General features: G+C 39.0%; 11 protein-coding genes. 7 read left to right on the top strand and 4 right to left on the bottom strand.

The window, feature by feature from the left end; genetic code table 11:
- Nucleotides 1-69: 69 nt before the first annotated feature.
- From CYAN7822_RS00700 to CYAN7822_RS00690, 3 genes are all read left to right on the top strand, one after another.
- Nucleotides 70-1,851 (top strand): tetratricopeptide repeat protein, encoded by a 1,782-nt coding sequence (locus CYAN7822_RS00700; protein WP_013320308.1) that lies wholly within the window; start codon nt 70-72, stop codon nt 1,849-1,851.
- 148 nt (nt 1,852-1,999) lie between these two features.
- Nucleotides 2,000-2,785, top strand: a complete 786-nt coding sequence (locus CYAN7822_RS00695; protein WP_013320307.1) for an ABC transporter ATP-binding protein — start codon at nt 2,000-2,002, stop codon at nt 2,783-2,785.
- A gap of 70 nt (nt 2,786-2,855) precedes the next feature.
- Nucleotides 2,856-4,280, top strand: a complete 1,425-nt coding sequence (locus tag CYAN7822_RS00690) for an MlaD family protein (RefSeq protein ID WP_013320306.1) — start codon at nt 2,856-2,858, stop codon at nt 4,278-4,280.
- A gap of 88 nt (nt 4,281-4,368) precedes the next feature.
- On the opposite strand, the gene CYAN7822_RS00685 is transcribed toward CYAN7822_RS00690, so the two are convergent.
- Nucleotides 4,369-5,469, bottom strand: a complete 1,101-nt coding sequence (locus tag CYAN7822_RS00685; protein ID WP_013320305.1) for an esterase-like activity of phytase family protein — start codon at nt 5,467-5,469, stop codon at nt 4,369-4,371.
- Nucleotides 5,470-5,693: 224 nt separating this feature from the next.
- Here CYAN7822_RS00685 and CYAN7822_RS00680 point away from each other — a divergent pair, with 224 nt between their 5' ends.
- On the top strand, nt 5,694-6,965 hold the full coding sequence (locus tag CYAN7822_RS00680; protein ID WP_013320304.1) for a tetratricopeptide repeat protein: 1,272 nt from the start codon (nt 5,694-5,696) through the stop codon (nt 6,963-6,965).
- Nucleotides 6,966-7,050: 85 nt separating this feature from the next.
- Here the strand turns inward: CYAN7822_RS00680 and CYAN7822_RS00675 are convergent, their stop codons facing one another.
- The 3 genes from CYAN7822_RS00675 to aspS all read right to left on the bottom strand — a co-directional run bounded on the left by CYAN7822_RS00675 (nt 7,051) and on the right by aspS (nt 9,853).
- A complete protein-coding gene (locus CYAN7822_RS00675) occupies nt 7,051-7,578 on the bottom strand; it encodes a hypothetical protein (protein ID WP_013320303.1) in 528 nt (175 codons plus the stop codon).
- Between the two features lie 60 nt (nt 7,579-7,638).
- Entirely contained in the window at nt 7,639-7,998 is a 360-nt protein-coding gene (locus CYAN7822_RS00670) for an SH3 domain-containing protein (RefSeq protein ID WP_013320302.1), read from the bottom strand.
- Nucleotides 7,999-8,065: 67 nt separating this feature from the next.
- On the bottom strand, nt 8,066-9,853 hold the full coding sequence (gene aspS, locus CYAN7822_RS00665; protein ID WP_013320301.1) for an aspartate--tRNA ligase: 1,788 nt from the start codon (nt 9,851-9,853) through the stop codon (nt 8,066-8,068).
- A gap of 555 nt (nt 9,854-10,408) precedes the next feature.
- Here aspS and CYAN7822_RS00660 point away from each other — a divergent pair.
- The 3 genes from CYAN7822_RS00660 to CYAN7822_RS00650 all read left to right on the top strand — a co-directional run bounded on the left by CYAN7822_RS00660 (nt 10,409) and on the right by CYAN7822_RS00650 (nt 13,525).
- Complete coding sequence (locus tag CYAN7822_RS00660) at nt 10,409-11,569, top strand: class I SAM-dependent methyltransferase (RefSeq protein WP_013320300.1); 1,161 nt, start codon at nt 10,409-10,411, stop codon at nt 11,567-11,569.
- 160 nt (nt 11,570-11,729) lie between these two features.
- A complete protein-coding gene (locus tag CYAN7822_RS00655) occupies nt 11,730-13,082 on the top strand; it encodes a 16S rRNA (cytosine(967)-C(5))-methyltransferase (RefSeq protein WP_013320299.1) in 1,353 nt (450 codons plus the stop codon).
- Between the two features lie 2 nt (nt 13,083-13,084).
- Entirely contained in the window at nt 13,085-13,525 is a 441-nt protein-coding gene (locus CYAN7822_RS00650; RefSeq protein ID WP_013320298.1) for a tellurite resistance TerB family protein, read from the top strand.
- Nucleotides 13,526-13,566 lie beyond the last annotated feature (41 nt).

Genomic DNA, 13,566 nt, shown 5'->3' with positions numbered 1-13,566 from the left:
TTTTGCATAGAAGTCTGCTTGAGTCTGTGATTTACAATAAATATTAAAAACTGTCAAGATTCATAACTGATGAATACAAATTATCTGTTTCAGCTAGTTTTTCCCCATAAAACCCTTAAAATTTATGATAAAATTTACACCTTACCTATTTTAGTCAATCGAAAATTTTTGCGGCTACAAGAAAAAATACAAGCACGACAGCAGTTAATCAAAAAAGACAACCGATTTTTTCCTCAATGGTTGAAGGTTTTTTCCTCAGTGGAAAGTATCAGTTTTGATGAACAATTTAATCAACTGGAAAAATTAATTGGGGATTATCAAAAAATTATTAGCATTTTAAACCAATATCAAGCCGCTTATCAGCAATTCTTTGTCGTTTTAGCTGAAGATATCAAAAAAATTGTTTCTACAAAATTTACTGAACTATATCAAGCAGAGCGAGAGCGGCTAGAGCTAGAAAAAAAATTTCAGGATGATGAGTTTTTAGGAATAATTTTAAGCAATCAAAAAAATCAAATTTTTCAAAACACCTTGATTCTTTATCGTTCGGCTCAACTAATGCTCAAAAAGTTAGAATTAATTAGTAAAAGTATTCAAAAAATATCTGACGATCAAAATTCACAAATTCAGATTTTAAAAAATACTGTGGATGATTTAAGCTCATATTATCAAATTTATCAACTTCAAAAAAAAATCGATTTAATTGAAAAAGATATAGAAAAATTATCGGATATCGCGATCAACTTTGAGCAGCATTTAATCAAATTTTTAAATCCTTTTCAAGATTTAATCACTCAAGTGGTGGCTGTTGACCAAGAGCTTTTAGGAATAGTCGCACAAATTAGCATTTTAGCCAAAGATATTCTTGAGCAAGAGACAACATTAACCCATTTTGAGCCATTAGAACCTTGGACAGCCAATCTTATCGAATTTATCCTAAAAAGTCAAGAAAAAGAAAATAGAATCCCAGAAGCGCTCGAAGAAATTTCTAGGGAAATGTTTTTGAGCTTAGAGCAATTTCAAATACCTGAAACAATCTTAAAAGAAACTTCCTTGAGCAAAATCTTAAATTCAATGTCTTTCGAGGTAGAAAATAAACTCGAACAATTTAGTCTGAAGATTAAGCCCGAAATCGCCGCTCAATTGGCCAAAGATTACCATCGACAAGGGATGAATGATTACCTTCAAAAAGATTATCAGAGAATGCGGCTTAACTTAACCGAAGCCATTAAGCATAATCCTTTCTATCTTAATGCTTATTATAATCGGGGTCTGGCTTATTATCACCTAGAAGACTATGACAAAGCCATTGAAGATTATAACCAAGCTCTCAAACTTGACCCCCAATCTAGCTATGCTTATAATGGTCGAGGTTTTGTCTATTATCAACTCAAAAAATATGACCAAGCGCTCGAAGATTATAACCAAGCACTGACTCTCAATCCGCAATTGATTTATGCTTACTGGAATCGAGGTCTGAGTTATCATCAGATGGAAAAATATTTTTTAGCTCTAGAAGATTATAATAAGGCTTTATTACTTAACTCTCAATTGACAGATATTTATCTAAAAATAGGTTTAATCAAATATGAAATAGGAGCGATAACAGAAGCTATAGAACAGTGGCATAAAGTCCTCTTACTGGAACCCCACAACCCACAAGCTAAACTAGCGCTTGCTGTGGCTTTATATCATCAAGAGCCGCAAAATAATCTGGGGCAATTAGTTCAAGATTCTTTACAGTTAGAGCCGCGTTTGGCTGAGCAAGACTTTCTCAAAAGCCAACTGTGGGGCAATCAATTAAGGGGTGATACTCAAAAATGGCTTTGTGATCCAAAACGGCTAAACTGAATTAATATAATATAGCTAGATTACACAAGACAAGCCGCCAAGGCAAGTCAAAACAACACTCTGCACTCCTCACCTGTTCCACTCACTCAACTTTTAGGTTTAATAAAAGAGCAATAACTCACAACTGATAACAATTTAGCCATCACCAATGAGTGTAGAACCCTTGATAGAACTAAAAGGAATCTGTAAAAACTTTGGCGAGAAAATGATTCTCAATGATATTGAGTTAAATATTTATCCTGGAGAAGCTTTAGTGATTATAGGCCCATCTGGGGCGGGAAAATCGACACTATTGCGGATAATTGCTGGGTTATTAGCCCCCGATACCGGAGAAATTTATATAAAAGGACAAAATCGCCAAGGACTAATCGAAGATAAACAAGACCCCATCGGCATTAGTATGGTTTTCCAGCAATCGGCCCTGTTTGACTCTTTAACAGTCGCCGAGAATGTGGGTTTCTGTTTATATCAACATTCAAAATTACCAGAGCGCAAAATTCGGCAACTGGTAGAGGAAAAACTAGAAATGGTAGGATTACCCGGCATTAGCCATCAATATCCAGCCGAATTATCCGGAGGGATGCGTAAGCGAGTCAGTTTTGCTCGGGCCATTATGTCGAACCCAGATGATTCACGCTACAATCCCGAGGTGATCCTTTATGATGAACCCACTGCCGGCTTAGATCCCATTGCCTCCACTGTAATTGAGGATTTAGTACGTCGTTTACAACAGGCGGCTCAAGTTTGTGGCACTTATGTTATGGTATCTCACCAAGAGAGTACCATCCGCCGCACAGCCGATCGGGTTGTATTTCTCTATGAAGGTCAGATTCAATGGGAAGGTAAGGTACAAGATATTGATATCACTGATAATCTTCTAGTGCGGCAATTTTTCAGTGCCAGCATAGACGGTCCAATTCGTGTCATTAATTAGCGAATGCACGGTCAGGCAAACTTATGTTAAAAGAAAGGCGACAGGTAATTATACAGAGAGAGGCTCAATCATGCTGAGGTCCCGGTCTATACGAGAAGGAGCGGTGGGATTATTTGCTCTTTTAGGATTAGTGATTTTTGGGGGAATAACCATTTGGTTGCGGGGGGGTAACTGGGGTCAAACATCCTATCGACTTATCGTTTATTTTGATAATGTTGCTGGTTTACAACTCGGCGCTCCTGTACAATATCGAGGTGTTCAGGTAGGAAGATTAACCGCACTCAAACCCAAAGATAACCAAGTAGAAGCTATCCTAGAAATCAGTTCAACCGATCTACGCATTCCTCGCAATGTAACCATTCAAACCAACCGTTATGGACTCATCGGAGAGCCAGCGATTGACATTACCCCAAACGCTCAACTATCCCCTCAAGCTCAATCCATGAGTCCCCTTGGTAAACAATGCAATCAACAGTTAATTTTGTGTGATAATACTCGTATTCAAGGAGAATCAGGGGGTCAACTGATAGAAAGTCTCACCCGCCTGGCTCAAACTTATAGCGATCCAGAATTTTTCCAAAATCTGAACAAAGCCGCCAAAAATGCCAATCTTACCTTAAAAGATATTAGTAGACTGACCAAAGAATTTTCCAACTTATCTAAAACAGCACAACTAGAAATCCGCAAGGTGAGCGGCAATTTTGCTACCACCAGTGCATCAGTGAGCCGCACAGCCGATAGTGCCTCAAATTTTGTCAACAATGCTAATAGCGTACTGTTAGAAAATCGGCAAGCGCTTAATCAAGCCATTAACAATGCTAATCAACTGGTGAGTAATGCCAATCAGTTAGTGGTAGAAAATCGTCAACGTATATCAACGGCCATTGAAAGTATCAATCGGATGAGTGATAGATTAACCCTATTGGCCGCTAATTTGAACAAAACAGCCGTAAAAATTAATACAACCCTAGACTCTGCTAATACAGAAAAAATGGTTGATGATTTAGAAACTTTATTAACTAATGCGGCTGCCGTCTCTAAAGAATTGCGAGAAGTCTCAGAAAAAATCAACGACCCCACCGTCATTTTAACATTACAACAAACCTTAGATTCTGCCCGAGTGACTTTTGAAAATACTCAAAAAATCACTTCAGATGTAGATGAATTAGTGGGTGATCCAGAATTTAGAAGTAATTTACGCCGCTTAGTTAATGGACTATCTAATTTAGTCTCCTCTTCCCAACAGTTACAAAAACAGATGGCCACTGTTGAAAAATTACAAGGACAAACCCAACAAGTCGTTCAGCAAATACAACCTCTTAGCGAAAATATTTATTGTAATCTAGGAGGAAATAATTTATCAGCCAATGAGAACGAAAAAGCCAAATTAATTTCCATGTGTAACCGAGCTAGACAAAATACCCCTCAATTATCGCCCGTTAGGCCTCTGTTAATTCCTAAAGAGCCGCTTTCCCAGCGCCTAGGCAATAATTGAGCAATGATAATTGATAATTGATTATTAAAAACTGACTCATGAAAATTTTCAATTCTCAATTTTTTATTTTCAATTATCAATTATTTAACTAACGGGATGATTGCACCAATTTAAACAATAAAAACTGAGTGACTTGCTCATCTTTAAAATTGTTATCACTCACTAATACTAAAGTGGGACTTCCATCCGGTAAATGAGGGCCAAAACTCATGCCTTCTAAATTATCAAGCTCAATATTTAATTCACTTAAATCTAACAGTAATTTTTTCTGCAAAGGATTAATTTGTGTGATTTCATGTAGAGTCTCAAAACTCGAAGTATCATTGGCATTAGTATTAATAACCTGAAAAATTTTCGCCCCAAAACCTGTTAAGCTTAAAGTGCGCTCTAAACTTAGAAAATATCCCTCTTTTGGCAATGCCGTTAGGGCGGTTAATCCATAATACAAAGCATCATCAGGCGGTGTATCCAGAGGATAAATATGTTCGGCTACCACCAAGGGTTTTCCAAAAGGATTAATCACATAATGCAAAAAACGAATGTGACTATTTTCTTCAGTTGTATGATCGGGACTGTCTTGAATTAAAGCCGCTTCTGTAGCCGTAAATAAACGAAACGGATCATCGGCAATCACACTTGGGGCACTAATCGTTAACGGTTCAAATCCTAAATTATTTTGAATGCCACGAGGAGGCCCATCCGATGAATTCGGGAGATAACGTTGAGGTAGAGGAACATTTAACTTAGCTTGTCCGTTCGTGAGATCATACTCTTCAAGAAAAGGAGCAACTCCTTGTGAAATCACGCCTTCACTGGAAATAAACACGGTTCCTCTGGGAGATAAAGCAATCCCTTCAGCATCAATACTGTTTTTCGGATAAGTTTGTCCTTGCTCGTTTTTAAGAAATGTCACCCCTTCAATGGTCGCCTTGTCAATACCCGTTGGGGAAATGTTCAGATTAAAAGTATAAAATCGAGCCGGTGCAAGCAGAGAACGATCATCAGAGATAACGTAAAAACGGTTAATTTTGTTATTGTAAGTCAGATCAGATAAGCCGCCTACAGGAGTTTCTTGATAATTTTGTTTCGGTAACTGGTATTGGCCTAAAAATTCTAAAGACAGATCCAGAAACATTCGTTGTTCTGCCATCACTCGCCCAGAGACACTACAAGCTGTTACTATTACCATTAGACCAATATTCAGGATTAAAAATATCCATCTGGAGAGTTGAGAAGGTATTGAGAGCTTCATCGTTATCAATAATCTACTTCGCTTCTTGAGCTAGGACTATTTTAAATCAATATAGTCTCAGCAGTTTTCAGATAAACTGGGCACAGTTATTTAATTTTTAACATCTTAACAAATATCGATTTCTAGACTAGATTAAAAATTACAGGACTGACTGAGGAAATATGAGCTATTTAAAACCATTGAGCCAAATAATACCTGTGATTGCCCTTGTTTTCACCATTTCCATCTCCCAAGAAACGGGGAACTTAGCCAATGCGGCTCAAAGCTTTGAACCGAGTCCCCTAGAAATTCCCATTAAAGATCCTTTAATCCCTAGTCTGAAACGTCCCCTCACCCCTTTTGAGGTGCGTAGACTGCGCGAAGCCTTAGATGAGTTAGACACCCAAGCCAAAGCACAACTTGATGCAGGTAACACCGATGGGGCTTTTGAAATTTGGTATCGGGAATTAAGATTAAGACGATTTTTAGGAAATTTGGAAGAGATACAGGCATTAGGAAGAGTGGGTGCCATCGCTTGGGATAAAAGCCGCACCCAAGATGTTAAAAATATCAGTACCCGCCTCGTACTGGTACAACAACAAGCCCAACAGAAAGGCCCTTTAACCCCCCAATTGTTAGACGCTTTTGCTACTGCTTATCAACAGTTACGTAAAATCGATCAATCTATCAATATTCAGCAACAAATTCTCGCTAATGCCCGTCAGCAGGGAGACTTACCCACACAGACTAAAGCCTTAACTACTATCGGCGACTTATATCTATCTCGTTTTGATTATGGTAAAGCCGCTCCGATTTATGAAGACTTATTAAAAATTGCTCAATCACAGCAAGATTCTTATCAAGAAGGAATTTATTTAAAACAATTAGCTGAAATTTATAGCGAAACCCTGCAACCGGCCAATGCTGTCAAAATCAAAGAAGATTTAGCCAATAATTATTTAAAAAATCAGCAAATACAATCTATTCCTGATATAAAAATTTTGATCGGGCAAGATTATGATACTTTAAATCAACCTGAAAAAGCCAGTCAAAATTTTCAAGAAGCTTTTTCTTTAGCTTGGGCACTGCAACAATATGGCGCAGCCGGCAAAGCTTTAACTCAATTAGGAGACCTCTATCGAAAGTACAAACAAGATGATTATGCTTTACAAATTTATGGAGAGTTAATTAAAGTTGAGCAAAGGTCTTATAATTATTATGGGCTGATGAATGCTTATGATAAAATCGGAGAAATTTATTTATCTAAAAATAATTATTCAAGCGCCATAGCCGCCTTTCAACAAGGGTTAGAATTAGCAAGAGCCATTAGTTATAATGAAAATTATTTTATGACGAAAATTGATCAGGCTAACCAAAAAAAGAATGCCCCAACATCAGCCCCAACACCAGCCCCAATTCCGACTCCTGCACCAACTTCACCTCAAAATAGATAATTTAAAAGGATCAAGCCTGCGCCCCATTGCCCTTTCCCCATTCCCCAATCTCATAGTTAACTTTATTGGGAGTCCGACTACTTACCTAGCGAGGTTCAGCAAAGACGACAACGCCGCCAATTTTAGTTTGTGGCGATAAAGCTTTTTCACTCGAAGGGTTAGAGGGATAGGTAGAACCATTAAATTTTAGAGCAACATTTTTTGTCTCTCCACCTCCGCCACTAACCCGAACCACAATATCGCGCCAACCTTTAGTTTGAGTTTCGCTAACTATCACAGGTTCTCGAACTAAGGTAATCTGAGAAACTGGGCGAAAACCTTTTTCTATTCCTTGAAATACCAGCATCGTACAGCCGCCAGAACCACACCAATTCATGTCTTGAAACAAAACTAAAGCATCTTTTTTCTTGTCACCGTTAAGGTCAATTTCAACCGAGCGATACTTAGTTTCTTGAAGCGTCAACCCTTCTTTTTTCAAGAAAGTTTCTAGGGCTTGAATTAAAGCCCCATTAGTTGCCGTTTGAGCTTGAATCCACCCCGAAAAGCTCAAGCCGGTAAGCAAAGTCAGAGCGAAAAAGAGCGGTTTTATCTTGAGTCTAGTTCTATGTTGCATGAATTTCACTAGGGATGATGTTTATTAATTATTAGCACAAATCAGCAAATTTTAAAAATTCTATTCCCCGCCATCAGCAAAGATAATGAAATCGCTGCGAATCCAACCGACGGCTTTTGAGCGAACAAACTGGACTTTACACCAGTTAAGATCGCTGCCTTTTTTGTCTCGATCCTGTACACATTCAAGAACCTTGACTTGATCGCCTGCTAGTCCATACTGAGGCGCAGGAGAATTAATGGTTGGTTGGGTACGTACATTAATACGTCCGCTCCCCCTTAAGGTAGAAATTCCTCTAGCTAGGGTTGGCAATGAGATTAAGACAACAGATAATGCAAGCGCCCCAACCACAGACAGGGTTTTTGCTGCTATTAGGGAGCGCGAGTCATGGTTTACAGTTAATTTTTTTAGCAGTTTCATAAAGTCAATCAAAGTCAGCTAGGTTTTTCAGTTTTGAGAGGATGCGCCTAATACGCATCCCACCGAGTTATGATTTAGGTTTAAAAGTCGAAGCAATGTGCAATTCTTTCAATTGCTTAGGTTCAACTGTAGAAGGGGCTTCTGTGAGTAAACAACTGGCTTGTTGAGTCTTCGGAAAAGCAATCACATCTCTAATAGATTCTTCACCGGCTAACAGCATGACTAATCTATCTAACCCGTAAGCAATACCCCCATGAGGCGGCGTTCCATACTCAAATGCTTCTAGAAGAAAGCCAAATTTACTGTAAGCTTCTTCCATCGATAATCCAATGGTGGCAAACACTTTTTCTTGAATGTCTCGCTGATAAATCCGCAGACTGCCCCCACCGATTTCTATCCCATTAAAAACCATATCATAAGCCAAAGCTCTAGCATGAGATAAATCATGTAAATCTTCGGGTTTAGGCGCGGTAAATGGATGGTGTAACGCTTCTAAACGCTTCTCCTCGGCATTCCATTCAAACATCGGGAAATCTGTGACCCACAGTAGGTTAATTTTGTTTTTATCAATTAACCCTAATTTTTCCCCAACCACTAACCGTAACCGAGCTAAAGATTTATTAACTGTGTCTACATCTCCAGCCCCAAACAGCAATAAATAACCGGGTTTAGCTCCTGTTTTTTCGATTAATTGCTGTTTTTGCTCCTCACTCAGATTATCTTTAATGGCCGCAATGGTATCTAATTCATTGCCTTCTTTAATGCGAATATAAGCAATTCCTTTTGCTCCGGCTTCGGCGGCTTCTTTAAATAACTCTCCACCGGGTTTAATCTGTACATTAGAAATAACGTTAGCCGCTTCAGGAATCGGTAAAATTTTTACCACGCCGCCACTACTCACCGCCCCAGAAAAAACTTTAAACGCACAATCTTTGACAATTTCGGAAACGTCAACTAACTCTAATCCAAAGCGAGTATCCGGGCGATCTGTCCCGTATTTTCCCATAGCATCAGTATATGTAAGACGGGGTAAAGGCAGAGGAATATCTATATTTTTAGTGCTTTTGAAAATATGAGCAATTAACCCCTCATTGAGTTCTAAAATCTCATCAAGAGACATAAAACTCATTTCCATATCTAATTGAGTAAATTCGGGTTGTCTATCGGCCCTTAAATCTTCATCTCGAAAACACCGCGCGATTTGATAATATCTATCTACTCCCGATACCATCAACAACTGCTTAAATAATTGGGGAGACTGAGGTAAAGCATACCATTTGCCGGGGTTAGCCCGAGAGGGAACTAAATAGTCTCTGGCTCCTTCAGGGGTGGAACGGGTTAAAATAGGAGTCTCTACCTCAATAAAATTTTGTTGATCTTCTAAATAACGCCGCATCGCCTTAACCACTTGGTGACGCAATTTGAGATTGTTCATCATGCGTTCACGTCTCAAGTCTAAATAGCGATATTTTAGGCGGACTTCTTCGCGGACTAATTCGGCCTCTTCACTGGACACTACAAAAGGAAGTTGTTTATTAACTCCATTAAGAATTTCAATGCTATCGGCATAAATTTCGACTTCACCAGTAGGAATTTTAGGATTGAGCGATTCTGGAGGACGTTTGCTCACTCTCCCTTCTACTTTAATCACATATTCGTTGCGTAGAGTTGCGGCGGCTTGATAAGACTCAGGTGTCCGTTGCGAATCACTGACAATTTGCACCACTCCCGTGCGATCGCGTAGATCGGCAAAGATGACCCCCCCATGATCCCGATAACGATCTACCCACCCGAACAGGGTCACGGTTTTGTCTATATCACTTGCTCTTAATTCGCCACAATAATGAGTTCTCATAGTTGTTGATCTAGTTACTACTGTAATACAAATTGTATTATATTTCCTGGGCTACAGGGGTCAATTTAGACGCATTGCCCATTATCTAGCATTTTGGTCATTAGTCATTAGTCATTAGTCATTAGCCATTAGCCATTAGTCATTAGTCATTAGTCGTTAGTCATTAGTCATTAGTAGGGGCGCAAGGCTTGCGCCCATTAGTCGTTAGTCATGGGTCATGGGTCATTAGAGGTACTCGGAGGGTTTGCTTGTGGATTCGTTACGCTTTCAGTCGTGATTGATTTAATTGTTGACTTTGACGCTTAAACTAAGTACCAAGGACTGATGACCAATGACTAATCACTCTCTTATGAAAAAATAGGTTATCATTTCTTTTTGTAGTTACCCTTTCTTCTTAACACTTAATACAGGAATGATTATGATGTTCTGTGTGTTTTTTCCGGTTATCTATTTCTAAGTTCATAAACTTCCTAATTTTTACGTCAATTTCTCATCTAATAATTTTAGGACAAGCTCATCTATTTTTTAAGCCTTTTAAGGAATATTTAGGTTAAAATGATTGAATCAACGCTGATTAAGACTATTACTGAACGAATTCATCAATCTCCTCTACATAGAATCAGTTTTTCTGAGTATATGCAGCTAGTGCTTTATCATCCTCAATTCGGTTATTATTCCTCGGAAAAAGCGAAAATCGGCAAGTCAGGAGATTATTTTACCTCCTCTTCATTAGGCCCTGATTTTGGGGAATTATTAGCTAAACAATTTATAGAAATGTGGGAAATTTTAGGGCAGCCCTCTCATTTTATTTTGCTGGAAATGGGAGCCGGGTTAGGATTATTGGCATCAGACATTTTAAATTATTTTAGAAAAACTGCTCCTGATTTATTAGAAAAATTAGAATATCAAATAATAGAACAAAGCCTAGACTTGATAGCAAGACAAAAAGAACAGTTACAATCAGAACTTGCTCAAGGCATTAAAATCGAGTGGAAAACTTGGCAAGACATAGCAGATGAATCTATTATTGGCTGTGCCTTTAGTAATGAATTAGTAGATGCTTTCCCCGTTCATCGACTAGCCATACAAGGAGGAGAGTTAAAAGAAATTTATGTAACTTACTCTGATAATCAATTTCAAGAGATAATCGACAAACCCACACAAGACTTCAATCAATATTTTCAGTTAGTGGGAGTAGAACTACCTTCTGATGCTTATCGCGAAGGATATCAGACCGAAGTCAATACAGCCGCCTTATCTTGGTTAGAAACCCTATCTAAAAAGCTAAAACGAGGGTACTTATTAACCATTGACTATGGGTATCCCGCCCATAAATACTACCATCCCCAACGCTATCGCGGCACATTAAACTGTTACTATAAACATCATCATCACCACGACCCTTATATCAATATTGGACTTCAAGATATAACCACTCACATAGATTTTACCGCCCTAGAACGTCAAGGCGAATTATGTGGATTAGAAAAATTAGGTAGCACAAAACAAGGAATGTTTTTAATGTCCTTGGGATTAGGAGATCGCCTTGCTGAACTTTCCAGTGGCCAGTATAATTTTGGGGAAGTGATTCAACGCCGAGACGCTTTACATCAGTTGATCGATCCAAGCGGTTTAGGCGGCTTTGGGGTATTAATACAATGTAAAGGATTAACCCCATCAGAAAAACAGTTATCTCTCAAAGGATTACAATATTAATAGTTAGTCATTAGTCAGTGGTCGTTAGTCCTTAGTTTAAGCATCAAAGTCAACCCTTAAATCAATCACGACTGAAAGCGTCACTAATCGACCAGCAAACCTCCTAAATCCTCTAATGACCAATGACTAATAACTAATGACTAATAACTAATGACTTTTAATGAAATTAGAAACCGATCCTCGACAATTAGCGGTAACAATTCTTCGAGACATTTATCGAAAAGACGCTTATACTGATATCGCCTTAGATCAGGGACTCAAGCAAGCACAACTAAAAAGTTTAGATCGCGGCTTAGTCACAGAATTAGTTTATGGCATTGTACGCCGAGTGCGAACACTAGACCAATTAATCACACAACTCGGTAAAAAAACAGCCACTCAGCAACCCCCGGACCTACGCATCATTCTGCAAATAGGATTATATCAACTGCGTTATTTAGATCAAATTCCGGTTTCTGCCGCCGTGAATACCAGCGTAGAACTCGCCAAGAAAAATCAACTCGGAAAACTGTCCGGAGTCGTCAATGGAATATTAAGACAGTATGACCGTATCCAAGCACAAGGGAAAGATCCTTTAGAATTACCCAGTGATAGGATTAATCGTTTAGGAGTCTTACATAGTTTTCCCAATTGGATCGTCCAACAGTGGTTAGAAGAATGGGGAGAAGGCGAAACCGAAAAACTCTGCGAATGGTTTAACCAACCCGCTATGATCGATATCAGGGTAAACCTTTTAAAAACCACCGTTGAGGAGGTCGAGTTGGGTTTTTCCAAGGCAGGGGTAAAAGTTTTACCTGTCCCTCACCTCCCCCAAGCATTAAGATTAATAGGGGGAAGCCGATCAATTTCTCAATTACCTGGGTTTGAGGAGGGGTGGTGGACAGTACAAGATAGTAGCGCCCAATTAGTGACTCATCTATTAGATCCACAACCTGAAGAAATTATTATTGATGCTTGTGCCGCCCCTGGAGGAAAAACCACTCACATCGCTGAACTGATGCAGGATCGAGGAACAATTTGGGCTTGTGATCGCGTAGCTTCTCGACTTCGGAAAGTACAACAAAATGCCCAACGTCTCCAACTAAACTCTATTAAGATCTGTAGCGGTGACAGTCGTCAATTAACTCAATTTCGAGAAACGGCTGATCGCGTACTCATAGACGCGCCTTGTTCAGGACTAGGAACCCTGCACAAACGGCCTGATATTCGTTGGCGACAAACACCCGAAAAGATCGAGGAACTTTCTGTTTTACAGAGAGAACTCCTAGAAGAAGCGGCTAGTTGGATCAAACCGAAAGGGGTATTAGTTTATGCCACTTGTACCCTGAACCCATTAGAAAATGAAAAACTCATAGAAGCCTTTCTCCATCATCATCCGAATTGGCAAATACAGCCGCCTCTTTCCTCTTCTCCTGCTGCCGCTTTTGCGACAACACCCGGGTGGATCAAGGTTTTACCTCATCTGCATCTTATGGACGGTTTTTTTATGGTGAAGTTAGTCAAAGGATTTTAAAAATGGACAGCAAACAAAACTTAAATCAACCAAGAATTAAACAATTAATGAAGATTGTTATCGGTGCGGCTTGGATCGATGGTGTGATTCAACCTTCTGAACGAGAATATTTACATCGAATGGCCGAAGAAAATGCTCTCGCTAATGACCCAGAAATCCAAAAGTATTTATCGGAATTGAAACCGATTAAGCCGGCTGAATGTTATGTTTGGTTAGAGGAATATTTAGGGGAAAATCCTACTGAAGAAGATTATTTAAAGTTATTAGAATCTCTCAGTGGGTTAATTTATAGCGATGGAGAGGTGCAAACTCAAGAAGCCTTGTTATTAGATAAATTGCAACTCCTCGATCCGGCTAATAAAGAATCTTCTAACAAGACTTTTGATAAACTGTTGCAGGTTATTCAAAAGTTATACCGTAAGGCAGTTAGTCAAAAGGTTTAACTAATATTAATGCGGCGCGTGATTATCCCTTTTCATCCCTC

This window comes from Gloeothece verrucosa PCC 7822 (assembly GCF_000147335.1).
In the GTDB taxonomy this organism is placed as follows: Bacteria; Cyanobacteriota; Cyanobacteriia; order Cyanobacteriales; family Microcystaceae; genus Gloeothece; species Gloeothece verrucosa.
Note: the sequence above shows the minus strand (reverse complement) of the source record. Positions and strands in the feature narration are given on the sequence as shown.